The 18630-nt window shown below is 66.0% G+C and carries 21 protein-coding genes; all 21 read right to left on the bottom strand.

Annotated elements, in window-relative coordinates; translation table 11 throughout:
• The 21 genes from mce to ACP7A5_RS14005 all read right to left on the bottom strand — a co-directional run bounded on the left by mce (window position 1) and on the right by ACP7A5_RS14005 (window position 18556).
• A complete protein-coding gene (gene mce, locus ACP7A5_RS14105) occupies window positions 1-423 on the bottom strand; it encodes a methylmalonyl-CoA epimerase (RefSeq protein WP_426042502.1) in 423 nt (140 codons plus the stop codon).
• Complete coding sequence (locus ACP7A5_RS14100; RefSeq protein ID WP_426042501.1) at window positions 423-2108, bottom strand: ribonuclease J; 1686 nt, start codon at window positions 2106-2108, stop codon at window positions 423-425. The genes mce and ACP7A5_RS14100 overlap by 1 nt, the downstream gene beginning before the upstream one ends.
• Window positions 2105-2887, bottom strand: a complete 783-nt coding sequence (locus tag ACP7A5_RS14095; protein WP_426042532.1) for a type III pantothenate kinase — start codon at window positions 2885-2887, stop codon at window positions 2105-2107. Before ACP7A5_RS14095 ends, ACP7A5_RS14100 begins: the two co-directional genes overlap by 4 nt.
• Entirely contained in the window at window positions 2884-3645 is a 762-nt protein-coding gene (locus ACP7A5_RS14090) for a biotin--[acetyl-CoA-carboxylase] ligase (RefSeq protein WP_426042500.1), read from the bottom strand. Before ACP7A5_RS14090 ends, ACP7A5_RS14095 begins: the two co-directional genes overlap by 4 nt.
• 4 nt (window positions 3646-3649) lie before the next feature.
• Window positions 3650-5095 carry an NADH-quinone oxidoreductase subunit NuoN gene (gene nuoN, locus ACP7A5_RS14085; RefSeq protein WP_426042499.1) on the bottom strand — a complete coding sequence of 482 codons (1446 nt, stop codon included), beginning with the start codon at window positions 5093-5095 and terminating at the stop codon, window positions 3650-3652.
• Window positions 5096-5102: 7 nt separating this feature from the next.
• Window positions 5103-6590, bottom strand: coding sequence for an NADH-quinone oxidoreductase subunit M (locus tag ACP7A5_RS14080; RefSeq protein ID WP_426042498.1), 1488 nt, complete (start codon window positions 6588-6590; stop codon window positions 5103-5105).
• 3 nt (window positions 6591-6593) lie between these two features.
• Window positions 6594-8702, bottom strand: a complete 2109-nt coding sequence (gene nuoL / locus ACP7A5_RS14075) for an NADH-quinone oxidoreductase subunit L (protein ID WP_426042497.1) — start codon at window positions 8700-8702, stop codon at window positions 6594-6596.
• A 4-nt stretch (window positions 8703-8706) separates the two neighbouring features.
• Entirely contained in the window at window positions 8707-9015 is a 309-nt protein-coding gene (nuoK, locus tag ACP7A5_RS14070) for an NADH-quinone oxidoreductase subunit NuoK (RefSeq protein WP_426042496.1), read from the bottom strand.
• A complete protein-coding gene (locus tag ACP7A5_RS14065; RefSeq protein ID WP_426042495.1) occupies window positions 9015-9641 on the bottom strand; it encodes an NADH-quinone oxidoreductase subunit J in 627 nt (208 codons plus the stop codon). The genes nuoK and ACP7A5_RS14065 overlap by 1 nt, the downstream gene beginning before the upstream one ends.
• Before the next feature lie 63 nt (window positions 9642-9704).
• Complete coding sequence (nuoI, locus tag ACP7A5_RS14060; RefSeq protein ID WP_303694282.1) at window positions 9705-10196, bottom strand: NADH-quinone oxidoreductase subunit NuoI; 492 nt, start codon at window positions 10194-10196, stop codon at window positions 9705-9707.
• Entirely contained in the window at window positions 10193-10411 is a 219-nt protein-coding gene (locus tag ACP7A5_RS14055; RefSeq protein WP_426039149.1) for a hypothetical protein, read from the bottom strand. Before ACP7A5_RS14055 ends, nuoI begins: the two co-directional genes overlap by 4 nt.
• Window positions 10408-11481, bottom strand: a complete 1074-nt coding sequence (nuoH, locus tag ACP7A5_RS14050; RefSeq protein ID WP_426042494.1) for an NADH-quinone oxidoreductase subunit NuoH — start codon at window positions 11479-11481, stop codon at window positions 10408-10410. Before nuoH ends, ACP7A5_RS14055 begins: the two co-directional genes overlap by 4 nt.
• A 4-nt stretch (window positions 11482-11485) precedes the next feature.
• The gene (nuoG, locus tag ACP7A5_RS14045; RefSeq protein WP_426042493.1) at window positions 11486-13531 is read right to left on the bottom strand and encodes an NADH-quinone oxidoreductase subunit NuoG; all 2046 of its coding nucleotides are present in this window, start codon (window positions 13529-13531) and stop codon (window positions 11486-11488) included.
• Window positions 13531-14028 (bottom strand): hypothetical protein, encoded by a 498-nt coding sequence (locus tag ACP7A5_RS14040; protein WP_426042492.1) that lies wholly within the window; start codon window positions 14026-14028, stop codon window positions 13531-13533. Before ACP7A5_RS14040 ends, nuoG begins: the two co-directional genes overlap by 1 nt.
• 3 nt (window positions 14029-14031) lie before the next feature.
• Window positions 14032-15345, bottom strand: a complete 1314-nt coding sequence (nuoF, locus tag ACP7A5_RS14035; RefSeq protein ID WP_426042531.1) for an NADH-quinone oxidoreductase subunit NuoF — start codon at window positions 15343-15345, stop codon at window positions 14032-14034.
• A gap of 387 nt (window positions 15346-15732) precedes the next feature.
• Window positions 15733-16011, bottom strand: coding sequence for a hypothetical protein (locus ACP7A5_RS14030; RefSeq protein ID WP_426042491.1), 279 nt, complete (start codon window positions 16009-16011; stop codon window positions 15733-15735).
• Entirely contained in the window at window positions 16008-16184 is a 177-nt protein-coding gene (locus ACP7A5_RS14025; RefSeq protein ID WP_426042490.1) for a hypothetical protein, read from the bottom strand. Before ACP7A5_RS14025 ends, ACP7A5_RS14030 begins: the two co-directional genes overlap by 4 nt.
• On the bottom strand, window positions 16184-16846 hold the full coding sequence (gene nuoE / locus ACP7A5_RS14020; RefSeq protein ID WP_426042489.1) for an NADH-quinone oxidoreductase subunit NuoE: 663 nt from the start codon (window positions 16844-16846) through the stop codon (window positions 16184-16186). Before nuoE ends, ACP7A5_RS14025 begins: the two co-directional genes overlap by 1 nt.
• The gene (locus ACP7A5_RS14015; protein WP_426042488.1) at window positions 16846-17034 is read right to left on the bottom strand and encodes a hypothetical protein; all 189 of its coding nucleotides are present in this window, start codon (window positions 17032-17034) and stop codon (window positions 16846-16848) included. The genes nuoE and ACP7A5_RS14015 overlap by 1 nt, the downstream gene beginning before the upstream one ends.
• A complete protein-coding gene (locus tag ACP7A5_RS14010; RefSeq protein ID WP_426042487.1) occupies window positions 17031-17378 on the bottom strand; it encodes a hypothetical protein in 348 nt (115 codons plus the stop codon). Before ACP7A5_RS14010 ends, ACP7A5_RS14015 begins: the two co-directional genes overlap by 4 nt.
• Window positions 17378-18556 (bottom strand): NADH-quinone oxidoreductase subunit D, encoded by a 1179-nt coding sequence (locus ACP7A5_RS14005; RefSeq protein WP_303694485.1) that lies wholly within the window; start codon window positions 18554-18556, stop codon window positions 17378-17380. The genes ACP7A5_RS14010 and ACP7A5_RS14005 overlap by 1 nt, the downstream gene beginning before the upstream one ends.
• Window positions 18557-18630 lie beyond the last annotated feature (74 nt).

The raw sequence follows: 18630 nt of genomic DNA, 5'->3' as shown, positions 1-18630 counted from the left end.
TCAGTGAGCTTCCTTCCGAGTTTCCATCAGCTCGACCAGAACCCCGCCCATGTCCTTCGGGTGCAGGAACAGGATGGGGGTGCCGTGCGCGCCGATGCGGGGTTCGCCAGTGCCGAGCAGGGTCGCCCCCCTGGCCCGCATGGCATCGCGGGCGATCAGGATGTCCTCGACCTCGAAACAGACATGATGCTGCCCGCCCCTGGGGTTTTTGGCCAGGAAGCCATGGATCGGGCTGTCGTCGCCCAGCGGCTCGATCAGCTCAATCTGGCTGTTGGGCAGGTCGATGAAACAGACGCGCACGCCCTGGGCCGGCAGGTCGAACGGCTCTCCGGCCGACGCTGCGCCGAGCATGTCGCGATACAGGGCGATGCTGGTCTCGATAGAGGGCGTTGCAACGCCGATGTGGTTCAATCTGCCGATCATCACAGCCTCAGGATCACCGTCTCGACGATCGGGCGGCGGTCCCAGATCTGTTGCGAGGCCTTCTTCAGCACCCGCGCCACGGCCTGTTCGACCACCGTGTCGTCATCGCGAGCCTCGTTCTTCAGGGAGCCCACAACCTGCTCGACGCGCTCGGCCAGGTCGTCCAAGGCATCGCCCAGCGGCGTGACCTCGTCGCCCGGCAGACCGATGGCGCGGACGTCGATGTCCGAGACGATCCTGCCGCGCTTGTCCATGGCGAAGCTGACCACCAGAACCCCGTTGGTCGAGGCGTGACGACGCTCGCGCAGGGCCTCGCCCTTCTCGGTGACGACCATGCCGCCGTCGACATAGAGGCGACCGTTCGGCACCTCGTCGATGATCACGGCCTTGCCGGGCGCCAGACGAACGAGGTCGCCGTTGCGCGGCGTCACCGTCTCCTCGACGCCCAGATCACGCGCAAAGGCGGCGTGTTCCATCAGGTGGCGGCGCATGCCGTGGGTCGGCACCGAGATGCGCGGACGGGCCCAGGCGTACATCTGTTTGATCTCGTCGCGGCACGGGTGGCCGGAGACGTGGATGCCGGGGTGGTCCTTCTCGGTGTAGAGGCGCACGCCGCGGTCGGCCATCCGGTCCTGCAGGTTGGCGATCGGCAGCTCGTTGCCGGGAATGACCCGCGACGAGAAGATGCAGTGGTCGCCCAGCCCCAGTTTGATGAAGGGGTGCGAACCGTCGGCGACGCGCGACAGGGCGGCGCGATCCTCGCCCTGGCTGCCGGTGCAAAGATACAGGATCTCGTCCGCCGGCCAGTGACGGGCCTCATCCTCGGTCAGGATGCGCTGCGAGTCGTTGAACAGGCCGACGTGGCGGGCGGCGGCGGTGATGCGGTGCATCGACCGGCCGGCCAGGGCGACGCGGCGCCCGGCTTTGTCCGCCGCCTTGATGACGCTGACCATGCGGGCGACGTTGGAGGCGAAACAACCGACGGCGATGCGGCCCTTCTTGAGGCTGCCGATCAGTTCGATCAGGCCGTCCTGGGCCTCCGTCTCCGACCCGGCCTCACCCTCGACGAAGACGTTGGTGCTGTCGCAGACCATGGCCAGCAGGCCGTCGTCGCCCATCTTCGTGATCGTGGCGATGTCGGTCGGTTGACCGATGACCGGGGCGGGATCCAGCTTCCAGTCGCCGGTGTGGAAGACCGTGCCCAGGGGCGTCGTGATCTTCAGACCGTTCGGCTCGGCGATCGAGTGGGTCATGGTGACGAAATCGACCTGGAACGGGCCGAGGTCGACGTGGCCGCCGATCGGGATTTCGATGATCTTGACGTCCCTGACGCCGTTGTCGCGCAGCTTCTCGCGGATCAGGAAGGCGGTGAAGGGCGTGGCGTACAAAGGCGCCTTCATCCGGCTCCACAGCCAGGGCAGGGCTCCGATATGATCCTCGTGCGCGTGGGTCAGGACGATGCCGCGGATGTTCTCGCCCTCGAGGAAGGACGGATCCGGGACGATGATGTCCACGCCGGGCGTCGACAGGTCGCCGAAGGTCACGCCGACGTCGACGATCATCCACTGGCGATTGTCTTCCGGCCCGTAGCCGTAGCAGTTCAGGTTCATACCGACCTCGCCAGAGCCGCCTAGCGGCAGGAAGACGAGTTCGTCGTTGGCCGAAGCCTTGGTTTGTTTTGTCATGTGTCCGTCAGATGGGTATTGCGGCGCCAGATTTCGAGCATGCCGCGGATGGTCAGGTCCGGATCGAACCGGTCGATGGATGGGGTCGCCCCCTCGAACAGGGAGGCGACGCCTCCGGTTCCGATGACGGTCATGGGTTTGCCCCACTCCGCCTTGATGCGTGAGACCATGCCCTCAATGAGGCCGACATAGCCCCAGAAGACGCCGGACTGCATGTTGGACACCGTGTCCTTGCCGATGACCGTGTCCGGCTTCTGGATGGCGATGCGCGGCAGCATGGCGGCCACCTCGTGCAGGGCCTGCAGGGAAAGATTGATGCCGGGCGCAATGGCCCCGCCCTCGAACGCCCCGTCGGCGGCGATGACGTCGAAGGTGGTCGCCGTGCCGCTGTCAATGACGATCAGGTCGCCCGGATAGACCAGGTGCGCGCCGATGGCGTTGACCAGCCGGTCGGCGCCGGCCTCCGACGGCTTCCTGATCCGCACCGGGATGCCCAGCTCGACATTGTCGCCAATGACCAGGGGCTCGACCGACAGATAGCGGCGCGCGAGGTTTCGCAGGTTGAAGATCGACTGCGGCACGACGCTGGAGATGATGCAGCCGTTCAGCGACCCCAGGTCGATCTTGCGCATGGCCAGAAGCTGCGTCAGCCAGACGGCGTATTCGTCAGCCGTACGGCTGGCCTCTGTCGCCGTGCGCCACTGGGCGATCCAGCTTTCGCCGTCATGGACCGCGAACAGCGTGTTGGTATTTCCCTGTTCGATGGCGAGCAGCATCAGGCGGCCCTCTCGTGAGCATCGGCGCCGAAGAAGACATCACCCGCCGAGATGAGGCGCAGGGCTCCGTCCGACGTGCGCAGACGAAGGGCGCCGTCCGGGGCCACGCCCTCGGCATGGCCCTCGACCGTCTCATGCCCCAGCCGGGCGACGCAGGGGCCGTCCAGGCCTTCGGTGCGCGCTGTCCATGCGTCGAGAATCGGCTGGAAGCCCAGGCTGTCCCAGCGCGCCTGCCAGACGGCGAAGGCCTCGGCGAGGACGGTGGCAGCGGCTTCGACCGGGGGCGGATAGGCGATGTCGGCGCGCAGATGGGCGGCGAGGCTGGTCGCGGGGCGCTCTGTCCCCTCTGGCGCATGGGCCAGGTTGACCCCGATGCCGACGGCCAGCCACAGGGCGCCGTTCGCATGGACGCCGGACTCGATCAGGATGCCCGAAGCCTTGGCGCCCGCAATCAGCACGTCGTTGGGCCATTTGATCGAGACCACGCCCGGAACGGCGAAGGCGTCCAGCAGGTCCGCGACCGCGAGCGCGGCCACGAAGGTGACCTGAGCGGCCTCGGCGGGCGGCTTTCGCGTCAGGGTCAGCAGGGTGGCGAACAGGTTGCCCGTGTCGCTGTTCCACGCGCGGCCCCGCCGGCCGCGTCCGGCGGACTGGCGGCGCGCAACGATCCACTGGCTCGCGATTTCACCGGCCTCGGCGCGGCGGCGGGCCTCGGCGTTGGTGGAATCGATCTCGTCGAGGACGTGGATGGCGGGCGTCACCGCCCTACCCCGCTCCGAAACCGGTGGCTGCGATACGGGTCAGGGGCTCCAGCCAGGTCAGGCCGACGATTACCAGCGGGAAGCTGAAGGCCGCGCAGGCCCAGCCGATCCACTGGGCTTCCACCGGCGCCTTGTCGGTCGGCGCCGTGCCCTCGGGCGCCGCGTCGAACCACATCAGCTTGATGATGCGCAGGTAGTAGAAGGCGGCCACGACCGAGGCCACAAGGCCCGCGGCTGCGACCATCCAGTAGCCGGCCGAAGCCGCCGCGCCGAAGACGTAGTACTTGCCCCAGAAGCCGGCGAACGGCGGCATGCCCAACACCGACAGCGACAGAATGGTAATGGCCAGGGCCGTCAACGGACGGTCGTTCTTGAGGCCAGCGAGGTCGGCGATCTTGCGGATCGGACGGCCGTTCCGGCTGAGTGACAGCAGGATGGCGAAGAAACCCATGGTGTCGATCATGTACAGGGTCATGAACATGACCATGGCCTGCAGCCCCTGTTCGGTGCCGGCGGCGATGCCGAGGACGGCGTAGCCGATGTTGGCGATCGAGGAGTAGGCGAGCAGGCGCTGGACGTCCTTCTGGGCCAGACCGCCCCAGGCGCCGACCAGGAAGCTGGCCAGGGCGATCAGGATCAGGACCTGGGCCCACTGGTCGTGGGCGCCGAGGAAACCTTCCGACAGGGCGCGGGCGAACAGCACCATGGCGGCCATCTTGGGCGCCGTGGCGAACAGGGCCACGACCGGCGTCGGCGCGCCTTCGTAGACGTCGGGCGTCCACATGTGGAACGGCGCGGCCGAGACCTTGAAGGCCAGACCACAAATCAGGAAGACCAGGCCGAAGATCAGGCCCGGGCCCGGGTTGGCGGCGGCATAGGCGGCGATGTCCTCGAACCGCATCGAGCCGGCGAAGCCGTAGATCAGGCTGGCGCCGTACAGCAGCAGGCCCGACGACAGGGCGCCGAGGACGAAATACTTCAGGCCGGCTTCCGACGCCTTGAGGTCGTCGCGATGGTAGGCGGCGAGGATGTAGAGGGCGAGGGAGTGCAGCTCGACCCCGACGTAGAGCGAGATGAGATCGCCGGACGACACCATCATGCCCATGCCGACGGCGGCGAGGACGATCAGGATCGGGAACTCGAAGCGGGCGATGTTCATCCGCTGCATCCAGCCGCCGCCCAGAACCACGGCGAAGGCCGAGGCGATGTAGATCGCGACCTTGGCGTAGATGGCCAGCGGGTCGGCGACATAGGCGCCGTTGAAGGCCTGACCCAGCGGGCCGGTGGCGGCGACGGCGGCCGCTGCGACCAGCAGGGCCACAGACAGGATGGAGATCAGCCGAGCCGACTTCTCGCCGATGAAGGCGCCGAGCAGGAGCAGGACGAGAGCGCCGATCGCGAGCGTCAGCTCAGAGGCGGCGAGGTTCAGGGCGTAGGACAGGTCAGGCATTATTCTCTCACCCGCCGGTCGCGAGCTGCCAGCCGTTGACGACGGCGTCGACGGAGGCGGCGGTGTAGTTCAGGACCAGGTCCGGCTGCACGCCCAGCCAGATGGTGCCGACGATCAGGGGGACGAAGATGACCAGCTCACGCAGGTCGATGTCCTTGATCGTGGCCAGGGCCGGGTTGGTGATCTCGCCGAACATGACGTTGCGGTACAGGGTCAGGGCATAGACCGCCGACAGGATGACGCCGGTCGCCGCCACGAAGGCGGCCCAGGTAGAGGCCTGGTAGACGCCGGTCAGGGTCAGGATCTCGCCGATGAAGCCCGAGGTTCCCGGCAGGCCGACGTTGGCCATGGTGAACATCAGGAAGATGGCGGCGTACCAGGGCATCCTGTTCGTCAGGCCGCCGTAGAAGGCGATCTCACGCGTGTGCATCCGGTCATAGACGACGCCGACGCAGAGGAAGAGCGCGCCCGAGATCAGCCCGTGGCTCAGCATCTGGAAGACGGCGCCCTGCAGGCCCTGGGCGTTGCCGGCGAAGATGCCCATGGTCACGAAGCCCATGTGGGCGATCGACGAATAGGCGATCAGCTTCTTGATGTCGGTCTGACGGAAGGCGACCAGCGAGGTGTAGGCGATGGCGATCACCGACAGTGTGAAGACCAGCGGTCGGTACGCGACCGAAGCATCGGGGAACATCGGCACGTTGAACAGGATGAAGCCGTAGCCACCCAGCTTCAGCAGGATGCCGGCCAGGATGACCGAGCCCGCCGTCGGCGCCTGGACGTGGGCGTCGGGCAGCCAGGTGTGCACCGGCCACATCGGCATCTTGACCGCGAAGGAGGCGAAGAAGGCCAGCCACAGGATCGACTGAGCCTGCGGCCCGAAGGCGTATTCCTTCAGCGCCGGTATCGAGGTCGTGCCAGCCTCGTTGGCCATCCACAGCATGGCCAGCAGCATCAGGACGGACCCGAGCAGGGTGTAGAGGAAGAACTTGTAGGCAGCGTAGATCCGGTTCGCCCCGCCCCACACGCCGATGATGATGAACATCGGAACGAGGGTGCCCTCGAAGAAGATGTAGAACAGGAACAGGTCCAGCGACGTGAACACGCCGATGACCAGGGTTTCCAGCACGAGGAAGGCGATCATGTAGTCGCCGACGCGCGTCTCGACCGACTTCCAGCTGGCCAGGATGCAGATCGGCATCAGGAAGGCCGTCAGCAGGACGAACAGGATCGAGACCCCGTCGACGCCCAGATGATAGCCCGCGCCTGCGAACCAGACGTAGTTCTCGACGAACTGATAGGCCGCATTCGTACTGTCGAACTGAAGCACCAGCACGGTCGAGACGGCCAGCACCACCAGGGTGGTGATCATGGCGACCCAGCGGGCGATGCTATCCTCGTTGGACTTGGCCATCAGCTTGGCCAGCAGGATCAGTCCCGCGCCGACCAGCGGCAGGAACGTCACCACGCTCAGGATGTTGGGGATCGTACCCATAACTCAGGCGCCCCAGGTGTAGATGGCGAAGGCGAGCAGACCGGCCACGCCGAGCAGCATCACGAACGCATAGTGATAGACATAGCCGGACTGGATCTTGGCCAGTCGCGCGGCGGACTTCAGCGAGGCCCAGGCGAAGCCGTTCGGCCCCAGCCCGTCGATGATCTTGACGTCGCCGACCTTCCAGAAGAAGTCGCCCAGCGCCTTGGCGCCCTTGACGAAGATGACGTCGTAGATCTCGTCGAAATACCACTTGTTGTAGAGGAAGCTCCACAGCGGTCCCTCGTTGGCGGCCATGCGTTTCGGCAGACCTTCCTTCAGCACGTAGAACCAGAAGGCGATGAAGGCGCCGGTCAGGGTGACGATCAGCGGCGACCACTTCACCCACAGCGGAACGTCATGGCTCTCGTGCAGGACGTGGTTGGTCGGGCCGTTGAAGATGGCGCCGCGCCAGAACTCGGTCTCGTAGTGACCGATGAAATTCGGGGCGAAGACGAAGCCGGCCGCGATGGCGCCGATCGACAGGGCGATCAGCGGAACCAGCATGATCCACGGGCTCTCGTGCGGCTTCAGCGGACCGTGGTGGCCGTGGTCGTCGTGGGCGTGATCGTCGTGCGCGTGATCATCGGGCAGCGGCTCGGAATAGGTCTCGAGCTGGGCGTGGGAGGCATGGTCGTCGTGACCCTGGTCGTGCGCGTTCGCCGCCATCGCCTCTTCCGTCCACTGCGGTTTGTTGTGGAAGGTCATGAAGATCAGCCGCCACGAGTAATAACTGGTCAGGCCCGCCGCGAAGATGCCGACGACGAAGGCGAAATAGCCGGCCGGCGAATGGCCGCTGGTCGCCGCCGCGAAGGCGCTCTCGATGATCGAGTCCTTGGAATAGAAGCCGGCGAAGCCGCCGATCCCGGGGATTCCCAGGCCGGTGATGGCGATCGTGCCGATCATCATGACCGCATAGGTCACGGGCAGCAGCTTCCACAGCCCGCCCATCTTCCGCATGTCCTGCTCGTGATGCATGCCGTGGATCACCGAGCCGGCGCCCAGGAACAGCAGGGCCTTGAAGAAGGCGTGGGTGAACAGGTGGAACATCGACGCCTCATAGGCGCCGACCCCGGCCGCGAAGAACATGTAACCCAGCTGCGAACAGGTCGAATAGGCGATGACCCGCTTGATATCGTTCTGCATCAGACCGACCGTCGCGGCGAACAGGGCTGTGACCGCGCCGGTGACGGCGATGATCAGCGACGCCGTCGGGGCGTATTCGTAGATCGGGCTGAGCAGGCAGACCATATAGACGCCGGCGGTGACCATGGTCGCTGCGTGGATCAGGGCCGACACGGGTGTCGGGCCTTCCATGGCATCGGGCAGCCAGGTGTGCAGGAAGAACTGCGCCGACTTGCCCATCGCGCCGATGAACAGCAGCACGCCCGCCAGATCGAGCGCCGACCAAGTGTAGCCGAGGAACTCCCAGCCCGTGCCGGCCTTCGAGGCGATCATCGGGAACAGTTCGGCGAACTGGATCGTGCCGAACATCCAGAAGACCGTGATGATGCCGAGCGCGAAGCCGAAGTCGCCGACGCGGTTGACGACGAAGGCCTTGATGGCGGCGGCCGAGGCGGTCGATTTCTTGAACCAGAAGCCGATCAGCAGATAGGAGGCGAGGCCCACGCCTTCCCAGCCGAAGAACAGCTGCATGAAGTCGGCGGCGGTAACCAGGGCCAGCATGGCGAAGGTGAACAGCGACAGGTAGGCGAAGAAGCGCGGCTTCGAGTCGTCCTCGGCCATATAGCCCCAGGAATACAGGTGCACGAGCGAGGACACCGTCGTGACCACGACCAGCATGGTCGCCGACAGGGCGTCGATGCGGATCGACCAGTTCGACTGGAAATCGCCAACGTTGATGAAGGGCGAGACGACGACCGTGAACGGCTCGAGCTGACCCCAGGTCCACTGGCTGAACACGGTCCAGGCCACGGCGCACGAGAAGAACAGCAGGCCGGTCGTGACGGCTTGAGACGGGATGTCGCCGACGCGGCGGCCGAAGAAGCCGGCGATCGCCGCGCCGAGCAGGGGGGCGAAGACGCCCAGGGTGACCAATAGTTCGAGGCTCACGCGGTCAGCCCTTCATCACGCTGGCGTCGTCAACCGCGATATCGCCGCGGTTGCGGAAGAAGGTCACCAGGATGGCGAGGCCGACGGCGGCCTCGGCGGCGGCCACGGTCAGGACGAACATGGCCATGATCTGCCCCGACACGTCGTTCAGATAGGCCGAGAAGGCGACGAAATTGATGTTCACGGCCAGCAGGATCAGCTCGACCGACATCAGGATAATGATGACGTTCTTGCGGTTCACGAAGATGCCGAAGACCCCGATGGTGAACAGCAGCGCCGCCACCGCCAGATAGTGCTGCAGGGTGACTTCCATCAGCGCAGTTCCTCGCCGGTGACGCCGACGCCGGTGACGACGCCCTTGATCTCGACCGAGGTCTTGCGGTCGCGGTTGGTCTGGGCGCCCGGATCCTGGCGGCGGACCGAGGTCCGCTTGCGCAGGGTCAGGACGATGGCGCCGATCATGGCGATCAGCAGCACGATCCCGGCCGCCTGGAAGAAGTAGATATAGTCCGTGTAGAGCACCCGCCCGATGACCTCGACGTTCGAGGCGTCTGCGGTCGCCACGGCCGGGCCCACGGCGTTGGCGGCCGCCCCGCCCTGCACCACCACGATCGAGATCATGATCATCTCGGCCAGCAGGATGCCCGCCACGATCGCGGCCAGGGGCAGATAGGTCGCATATCCCTCGCGCAGGCGGACGAAGTCGACGTCCAGCATCATGACCACGAACAGGAACAGCACCGCGACGGCGCCGACGTAGACGACCACCAGCAGCATCGCCAGGAACTCCGCGCCCAGAAGGACGAAAAGTCCCGCCGACGAGAAGAAGGCCAGGATCAGCCACAGGACAGAGTGCACGGGGTTGCGCGCCGTCACGACCAGGAGGCCGGACAGAACGGCGGTCGCCGCCAGCAGATAGAAGGCTATGCCTTGCAGCATGGGAGGGACGATGCCCCTTTCAGTCGGTTGGGCGGCGACCCGTAAGGGAATCGCGCGCTTCGTTTAGCGATAGGGGGCGTCGAGTTCCAGATTCTTCGCGATCTGCCGTTCCCAGCGGTCGCCGTTATCCAGCAGTCGGGCCTTGTCGTAGTAGAGTTCTTCTCGCGTCTCGGTCGCGAAGGTCGAGTTTGGTCCCTCGACGATGGCGTCCACCGGGCAGGCCTCCTGGCACAGGCCGCAGTAGATGCATTTGACCATGTCAATGTCGTAGCGGGTCGTGCGGCGACTGCCGTCAGACCGCGGCTCGGACTCGATGGTAATCGCCTGGGCCGGGCAGATGGCCTCGCACAGCTTGCAGGCGATGCAGCGTTCCTCGCCGTTGGCGTAACGACGCAGGGCGTGCTCGCCCCGGAAACGCGGCGATTGCGGGCCGCGCTCGAACGGAAAGTTGACCGTCTTCTTGGGACGGAAGAACTCGCGCATGGTCAGGCCGAATGCGCCGACCAGATCGATCAGCAGCGCGCCCTTCGCGGCCTGGGCGATACGGGTGATCATCGGACGGGGTCTCCCGGACGCGTGCAGTCGCGCTCGTAGCGATCCGTGTCCTTGTTCATGATGGCGCACAGGCGAACCCGTTCGGTCTCTCGGCGCTGGATGTCATCCTGGCGACGCTGCCACTGATAGACGGACGCAGGCTCGGCCTCATAGGCGGGCGGCAGACAGCCGGCCAGGGTGACTGCGGTCAGGGCGAGAAGGGCCATACGGATCACGCCCCCACCGCGAAGACGCGCCAGGCCGAGACGGCGGCCACGGCCACCAGCGAGGTCGGCAGGAAGATCTTCCAGCCCAGACGCATCAGCTGGTCGTAGCGGTAGCGGGGCACGAAGGTCTTCACCATCGCGAACATGAAGAACCAGAACAGGATCTTGACGAACAGGACCGCGAACAACAGCAGGTTGACGACGAAAGGGTTCCAGTCGGCGGTGAAGTCAATCGGGAAGCCCGGGTTCCAACCGCCGAAGAACAGGATCGAGATCATCGCGCACATGAAGATGATGTTCACGTACTCGCCCATCATGAACAGCAGATAGGGCGTCGACGAATACTCGACCTGATAACCGGCCACGAGCTCTGACTCGGCTTCGGGCAGGTCGAACGGCGGGCGGTTGGTTTCAGCCAGGGCGGAGATGAAGAACATGATCATCATCGGGAACAGGACGACCACCAGCGGCCAGGTGTCGGCCCCGCCGCCAAAGGCGTACCAGTTCCAGATCCAGCCTTCCTGCGACGTCACGATGGACGACAGGTTCATCGTCCCGGCCAGCAGGATGACGTTGATGATGATCAGGCCGATGGAGACCTCATAGGACACCATCTGGGCGGCGGAGCGCAGCGAGCCCAGGAAGGGGTATTTCGAGTTCGAAGCCCAGCCGCCCATGATGATGCCGTAGACGCCCATCGAACTGATCGCGAAGACGTAGAGGATGCCGACGTTTAGGTCCGAGATGACCCAGCCCGGCGCGAACGGAATGACCGCCCAGACGGTGAAGGCCATGATCACGGTGATGACCGGCGCCATCAGGAAGACGACCTTGTCCGCGCCGGCCGGGACGACGATCTCCTTCAGGACGAACTTGATCATGTCGGCGAAGGACTGAAGCAGGCCGAACGGACCCACGACGTTGGGGCCCTTCCGCATCATGACGGCCGCCCAGATCTTGCGATCCGCCAGCAGCAGGAAGGCGACCGCGATCAGGACGCCGACGGTGACCAGCAACACAGCGCCGGTCGTGGCGAGGGTCCAGCCGACGGGCGTGGTCCAGAAGGAAGTGGATTCCATCGCCCTACTCCGCCGCCAGCAGGGCCGGAGCCACGCGCTGGGCGCTGAGCTCGGCCATCGTCGCGCTGGCGCGCGCGATCGGGTTGTTCAGATAGGGATCGACCACGGCCGAGGTGAAGTCGACATCACCGGCGTCGCCCTTCTGGCCCAGGCTCGCGACGTCGAAGAATGCGGCGGGGGGCAGGTAGTCAATTCGACCAAAGGTGGGGTGGTCTTTCATCAACAAATCGCGAAGTTGACCAAGAGTGTCAAACGGCAGGGTCTGGCCGACGCGTTCCGACAGTGCGCGGAGGATGGCCCAGTCTTCCTTGGCCTCGCCCTTCGGGAAGACGGCGCGTTCGGCCATCTGCACCCGGCCCTCGGTGTTGACATAGAGGCCCGACTTCTCGGTCCAGGCGGCGCCCGGCAGGATGACGTCGGCGGTGTGCGCGCCCCGGTCGCCGTGGCTGCCCAGATAGACTTTGAAGGCCCTGGACGGGCCGGTCTCGATCTCGTCGGCGCCCAGCAGGAACAGGACATCGAGAGCCCCCGGCTGGACCATCTCGTGAGCCGACAGGCCGCCGGTCGCGGGCACGAAGCCCATGTCCAGACCGCCGACGCGGGCGGCAGCGTGATGCAGGACGTTGAACCCGTTCCAGCCGTCCTTCACGACGCCGAGCTTGGCGGCCAGCTTGCCGAGCTGTTGCAGGACCTTCGCGCCGTCCGGACCCGACAGGGCGCCGGCGCCGACCACGATGGCGGGGCGTTCGGCATTCGACAGGGCGTCTGAGGCGACCTTGGGCAGCTTGGCCAGGGTCTTCGTTCCGCGGCCTACGACGTCGAAATCATAGGTCAGGTCGGCGGCGTCGCCGATGACGCCGACGCGGGTCTTGCCGGCCAGCCAGCTCTTGCGGATCCGCTGGTTCAGCAGCGGCGCCTCGGTGCGCGGGTTGACGCCCACAAGCAGGATGGAGTCCGCCTCTTCCAGCCCTTGCAGGCCGGTGTTGAACAGCCAGCCTTCGCGCGGGCCATAGCCCATGGCTGCGCCGTCCTGACGGCAGTCGGTGTTCGACGATCCCAGCGCGCGGAACAGGTCCAGCGCCGCCTTCATCGATTCCGCGTCCTGCAAGTCGCCGGCGATGACGCCGATCCTGTCTGCCGGGGCGGCCTTCAACTTCGACGCCACGGCGTTCAGCGCCTCGTCCCACGAGGCGACGCGCAGCTTGCCGTTCTCACGAACATACGGGCGGTCCAGACGACGCGCCTGCAGCCCGTCGACGACGTAGCGGCTCTTGTCCGACAGCCACTCCTCGTTGATGCCCTCGTGCACGCGCGGCAGGATGCGCATCACCTCGGCTCCCTTGGACTGGGCCGAGATATTGGAGCCCAGGGAGTCCATGACGTCGATGGTCTCGGTCTTCTTCAGCTCCCACGGGCGATAGTGGAACTGCCACGGCCGGTGGGTCAGGGCGCCGACGGGGCACAGGTCGTTGACGTTGCCCGACAGCTCGGAGTTCACCGCCTGCTCCAGGTACGTCGTGATCTCGGCGTCTTCGCCGCGCGAGATCATGCCGATGTCCGGCACGCCCGCTACTTCACTGATGAAGCGCACGCAACGGGTGCACTGGATGCACCGCGTCATGAAGGTCTTGATGGTCGGACCCATGTGCTTTTCTTCGACTGCGCGCTTGTTCTCCGCATAGCGGGAACCGTCGCGGCCGTAGCCCATGGCCTGGTCCTGCAGGTCGCACTCGCCGCCCTGGTCGCAGATCGGGCAGTCGAGCGGATGGTTGATGAGCAGGAACTCCATCACCCCTTCGCGAGCCTTCTTCACCATCGGCGTATCGGTGAAGATCATCTGGCCCTCGGCGGCCGGAAGCGCGCAAGACGCTTGCGGCTTGGGCGGTCCGGGCTTCACCTCGACCAGGCACATGCGGCAGTTGCCGGCGATCGACAGTCGCTCGTGGTAGCAGAAGCGCGGGATCTCGTGCCCGGCGCGCTCGGCGACCTGAAGCACGGTCATGCCGGGCTCGAACTCGACATCGACGCCGTTGACCTTGGCGACGGGCATCAGCGGACCTCTTCTTCAGCGCGAACGACCTCGGCGGCCGTCTGCGTCGTGCCGTCAGGCAGCGTTTGGGTGATCTCGATCTCGTCGCCGCGCATGGCGTAACGCACGACCGGATCGCCGGATTCATTCATCCACCGCACGGAGGCGGGGTCGGGCAGATCGAGCGGCTTCCACACGACCAGACCGTCGGCGGCGCGGCACTGGGCCTTTATGACGCCGCCGTCGACGGGTGCGCGCCACCGGGCGTTGACGACCTCGCCCTCGATGCCGGACAATTCGATGGCGGCGACGTCCTGGCCGTGGATAGCGGCGAGACCGGCCTTGCACACGCGGCGCAGGTCGACCGCCGTCAGGACGGCGGGCGTCTGCGCCACGGCGTCGGACACCGGCGCCTCGGCGGCGACGATCTCGGTCGGCGTCGGCTCGGCCCTCTCCGGCGCGCGATTGCACGCTGCCAGAGAGGCGACCGCAACAGTCAGGATGAGCACAGCCCGCATCCCCTACTCCGCCGCGATGGCGTGGCCGGCGAAGTTCGCGCGGCGGGTGCGGTAGGCCGAGATGCGGTCTTCAATCTCGTGGCGGAAGTGGCGGATCAGGCCCTGGACCGGCCAGGCGGCGGCGTCGCCGAGGGCGCAGATGGTATGGCCCTCGACCTGGCCGGCGACGTCGAGCAGCAGGTCGATCTCTGACGGATCGGCCTCGCCCACGGCCATGCGTTCGAGCACGCGCCACATCCAGCCGGTGCCTTCGCGGCACGGCGTGCACTGGCCGCAGCTCTCATGCTTGTAGAAATAGCTGATGCGGGCGATCGCTTTCACCAGGTCGGTGTCATTGTCCATGACGATCACGGCCGCAGTACCCAGGCCAGACTTCATGTCGCGCAGGCTGTCGAAGTCCATGAGCGCCGTCTCGGACATCTCGCGCGTGATCAGCGGCACGGAGACTCCGCCCGGGATCACGGCCTTCAGGTTGCCCCAGCCGCCGCGCACGCCGCCGCAGTGCTCTTCCAGCAGCTGGCGCAGCGGGATCGACATGGCTTCTTCGACATTGCACGGCCTGTTCACGTGGCCGCTGATCGACATCAGCTTGGTGCCGGTGTTGTTCGGACGACCGAAGCCGGCGAACCACTCGGCCCCGCGACGCAGGATCGTGCCGACGACGGCGATCGACTCGACGTTGTTCACCGTGGTCGGGCAGCCGTACAGGCCCGCACCGGCCGGGAACGGCGGCTTCAGCCGCGGCTGGCCCTTCTTGCCCTCCAGCGATTCCAGCAGGGCGGTCTCTTCGCCGCAGATATAGGCCCCGGCGCCGTGGTGGATGTAGACGTCGAAGTCCCAGCCGTGGACGTTGTTCTTGCCGATCAGCCTAGCTTCATAGGCCTGCTTGACCGCCGCCTCCATCCGCTCGCGCTCGAGCACATATTCGCCGCGCAGATAGATGTAGCAGGCGTGGGCCTGCATCGCGAAGGAGGCGATCAGGCAGCCTTCGATCAGCAGGTGGGGGTCATGACGCATGATCTCCCGGTCCTTGCAGGTGCCGGGCTCGCTCTCGTCGGCGTTGACGACGAGATAATGCGGACGATCCTTGAGTTCCTTGGGCATGAAGGACCACTTCAGGCCGGTCGAGAAGCCGGCGCCGCCGCGGCCGCGCAGCCCCGAGTTCTTGACGTTGGTGATGAGCCAGTCGCGGCCCATGTCCAGCATGTCCTTGGTCGCGTTCCAGCAGCCGCGGGTCTTCGCGCCATCCAGACCCCAGTCCTGGAGCCCGTACAGGTTGGTGAAGATGCGATCCTTGTCCTGCAGCAGGCCGGCCATCAGCGGGGTCCCTCCACGACCTGAGCCGCCCACGCCCCTGCCGCGCGGGCGCGAGAGTTCGCTGCGACGATCGCCGGTCTGGCGCTCGGTTGGCGGCGGCGGACGCTGGCCGCCTGAACGTGTTGGTGTCTGATCAGGCGCATTCGGGGAACCGGCGGGAGAAGACGGAGGGGACGGCGCGGCAGGCGCTGGCGTTGCGGGCTGCGCGGAGGCTCCGCCCAGCGGCAGGGCGCTGGCGCCCATCAGATTGGCCATGAACAGGCCGGCGACGCCGCGCTTCGGATGTTTCGATGTCACGACGGTCCCCCGAACGTCTTGGGATCATGAAGTGTGCACGCGCGGTCAGACAATCACGCGACGGTTCCCCGTGGGCGAGAAGCAGCGCACTCATTGTCCGCGTCCATCGAGCTCGGCCAGACGGCGGCGATGATAGCGGGTGCGAAGGAAGATGGCGGCGAGCATCAGGGCCCAGCCGCCGCCGAGGGCGACATAGCCGGTCATCTGGACGGTCGCGCCGAAGTCGCCCGCACGCCCGGCCGACCAGACGAGGATGGCGCCCAGCAGCACCAGGCCGAACCCGGCGAGGCGCGGCGTGCGGCCCACGGTGCGCAGTTCGGCGCGATAGGCCGCGACCTGGACGTCGGTTTGGGGATCGGACTGGCTCACTGCGAGTCCTTCTTGCGGGTGGTCAGCCAGGCCGACACGCCCAGCAGAATGAACATCGCGCCGATGCCTGCGAACGCGATCTGTTCCCCCAGCCACGCGGCCAGCAGGAACATCAACCCGGCGACACCCCACAGCATGGGGGCCAGACGCTGAATGTCTTTCGGTTCGACCATCAGGCGGGCACCGGATCGGAGTTCGGCAGCCTGGCGATCGGCTGGGCGGCCGAGCCGTCATAGAGTTTCGGATCGGTCAGGGTCAGGGCCCCGCCCTCGGGCGCCGAGTTGACGCGATCGACGCGCGGACCCGGCTTCGGCGTCTTGCCGGCGGCGAAGTCGTCGATGATCCGGTTCATGTCCGAGGCCGTCAGGTCCTCGAAATAATAGTCGTTGATCATGGCCATCGGCGCGTTGACGCAGGCGCCCAGGCACTCGACCTCTTCCCAGTAGAATTTGCCGTCGGCCGACAGGGTCTGTTTCGGGCCGATGCGGTCCTTGCAGACCTTCATCAGGTCGCCCGAGCCGCGCAGCATGCACGGGGTCGTGCCGCAGACCTGGATCAGGGCGGCCGAACCGACCGGCTCCAGCATGAACATGGTGTAGAAGGTCGCGACCTCCAGCACCCGGATATAGGCCATGCCCAGCAGGTCGGCGATGGCGCGCAGGCTCGGCTCGGAGACCCAGCCTTCCTGTTTCTGTACCAGCCAGAGGATCGGGATCACCGCCGACTGGCGACGGTCCGCCGGGTATTTGGCGATCCACCACTCGGCCTTCTTCATCGTGTCCTTCGAGAAGGCGAACGAGGCGGGCTGTTCCTTGGCGAGGCGGCGAACCGACATCAGACGTCCATTTCCGAGGCGACGACGCCGTCGCCGATCATCTTCTTGCGCAGGGTAAGAATGCGATGCTGGCCCTGACGGGTCAGCAGCACGTTGTGCTGCCAGGTCTCGCCGCCGCTGTCGGTCACCGAATAGGACAAGACGGACCAGCCCTGACGCACGAGATCGCTGAGAGGGGTGTCGCTCATGAGAAGGCCTTCTTGCGAAGGGCTTCGACCCGCGCGCGGGCGCGGCGGACGGGCGGCAGAAGGAAGCTGGCGGCGAAGCCGATGATCGACAGTCCGAGGAGGATCGGGAACCACCAGGCCGCATCACGAAGATCAGGGAGGAACCCGCCCACGGTGATCATGACCAGCAACGGCGCGAGCGGGCCGACGACGAGCACCTCGTCCAGCATCCGGCCCTTGCGGCCGCCCGGATGCATCGCGTTCCGGGGATCGTTCATATTGGCGACGAAGATCACGCCGCCGATCATCAACAGACCGGCGATCACGACCGTGCTCAGGGTGATGTTGGCGAACAGTTCGGTCACTAGCGGTCGACCTCGCCGAAGACGATGTCGAGCGAGCCCAGGATGGCGGAGACGTCGGCCAGCATGTGGCCGCGGTTCATCCAGTCCATCGCCTGAAGGTGACGGAAGCCGGGGGCCGAGATCTTCACGCGGTACGGCTTGTTGGTGCCGTCGGAGACCAGATAGATGCCGAACTCGCCCTTGGGCGCCTCGACGGCGGCGTAGACCTCGCCGGCCGGGGTGTGGAAGCCTTCGGTGTAGAGCTTGAAGTGATGGATCAGGGCTTCCATCGACCGCTTCATCTCGCCGCGCGACGGGGGCACGATCTTGTTGTTCTCGACCATGACCGGCTCGCCGGGGCAGTTGCGGAGCTTGTGGATGCACTGCTCCATAATGTGCACCGACTGTTTCATCTCCTCGATGCGCACGAGGTAGCGGTCCCAGCAGTCGCCGTTCTTGCCGACGACGATGTCGAACTCCAGCTCGGCATAGCATTCGTAGGGCTGCGACTTGCGCAGGTCCCAGGCGATGTCGGAGCCGCGCAGCATGACGCCGGTGAAGCCCCACTGCAGGGCCTGTTCCTTCGACACGATGCCGATGTCGACGTTGCGCTGCTTGTAGATGCGGTTCTCGGTGACGAGGCTCTCGATGTCCTTGAGCGCCGTCGGAAACTCGGCGCACCAGCGGCCGATGTCGTCGATCAAGGCCATCGGCAGGTCCTGGTGGACGCCGCCGGGCCGGAAGTAGTTGGCGTGAAGCCGCGCGCCGCAGGCCCGCTCATAGAAGACCATGAGCTTTTCGCGCTCCTCGAAGCCCCACAGAGGGGGCGTCAGGGCGCCCACATCCAGGGCCTGGGTCGTCACATTCAGCAGGTGCGACAGGATGCGGCCGATTTCCGAATACAGAACCCGGATCAGCTGGGCGCGGTACGGGACCTCGATCTCGAGCAGACGCTCGATGGCCAGGCAGAAGGCGTGCTCCTGATTCATCGGCGCGACGTAATCGAGCCGGTCCAGATAGGGCACGTTCTGGAGGTAGGTGCGGGCCTCCATCAGCTTCTCGGTGCCGCGGTGCAGCAGGCCGATGTGCGGATCGACACGCTCGACGACCTCGCCGTCCAGCTCCAGCACCAGACGCAGCACGCCGTGCGCGGCCGGATGTTGCGGGCCGAAGTTGATGGTGAACTTGCGGTCGTCCATCTCGCGCGCATGCGCGGTCCGGCCATCGTCGAAGGCGATGTGACCCAGGTCGTCGGCGACCTGGTCCAGCGTGG

It is taken from the genome of Brevundimonas sp. TWP2-3-4b1 (assembly GCF_049897665.1).
Taxonomy (GTDB): Bacteria; Pseudomonadota; Alphaproteobacteria; order Caulobacterales; family Caulobacteraceae; genus Brevundimonas; species Brevundimonas subvibrioides_B.
This window is presented reverse-complemented; position numbering and strand designations above follow the sequence as displayed.

Bases quoted from the DNA above. Each gene is read 5' to 3' on its own strand.
- mce (WP_426042502.1), bottom strand. From the start codon at position 423: ATGATCGGCAGATTGAACCACATCGGCGTTGCAACGCCCTCTATCGAG.
- ACP7A5_RS14100 (WP_426042501.1), bottom strand. From the start codon at position 2,108: ATGACAAAACAAACCAAGGCTTCGGCCAACGACGAACTCGTCTTCCTG.
- nuoN (WP_426042499.1), bottom strand. From the start codon at position 5,095: ATGCCTGACCTGTCCTACGCCCTGAACCTCGCCGCCTCTGAGCTGACG.
- ACP7A5_RS14080 (WP_426042498.1), bottom strand. From the start codon at position 6,590: ATGGGTACGATCCCCAACATCCTGAGCGTGGTGACGTTCCTGCCGCTG.
- nuoK (WP_426042496.1), bottom strand. From the start codon at position 9,015: ATGGAAGTCACCCTGCAGCACTATCTGGCGGTGGCGGCGCTGCTGTTC.
- ACP7A5_RS14065 (WP_426042495.1), bottom strand. From the start codon at position 9,641: ATGCTGCAAGGCATAGCCTTCTATCTGCTGGCGGCGACCGCCGTTCTG.
- nuoI (WP_303694282.1), bottom strand. From the start codon at position 10,196: ATGATCACCCGTATCGCCCAGGCCGCGAAGGGCGCGCTGCTGATCGAT.
- nuoH (WP_426042494.1), bottom strand. From the start codon at position 11,481: ATGGAATCCACTTCCTTCTGGACCACGCCCGTCGGCTGGACCCTCGCC.
- nuoG (WP_426042493.1), bottom strand. From the start codon at position 13,531: ATGCCCGTCGCCAAGGTCAACGGCGTCGATGTCGAGTTCGAGCCCGGC.
- ACP7A5_RS14040 (WP_426042492.1), bottom strand. From the start codon at position 14,028: ATGCGGGCTGTGCTCATCCTGACTGTTGCGGTCGCCTCTCTGGCAGCG.
- nuoF (WP_426042531.1), bottom strand. From the start codon at position 15,345: ATGGCCGGCCTGCTGCAGGACAAGGATCGCATCTTCACCAACCTGTAC.
- ACP7A5_RS14025 (WP_426042490.1), bottom strand. From the start codon at position 16,184: ATGGTCGAACCGAAAGACATTCAGCGTCTGGCCCCCATGCTGTGGGGT.
- nuoE (WP_426042489.1), bottom strand. From the start codon at position 16,846: ATGTCGGTTCGCCGCCTCGCCAAGGAACAGCCCGCCTCGTTCGCCTTC.
- ACP7A5_RS14015 (WP_426042488.1), bottom strand. From the start codon at position 17,034: ATGAGCGACACCCCTCTCAGCGATCTCGTGCGTCAGGGCTGGTCCGTC.
- ACP7A5_RS14005 (WP_303694485.1), bottom strand. From the start codon at position 18,556: ATGGACGACCGCAAGTTCACCATCAACTTCGGCCCGCAACATCCGGCC.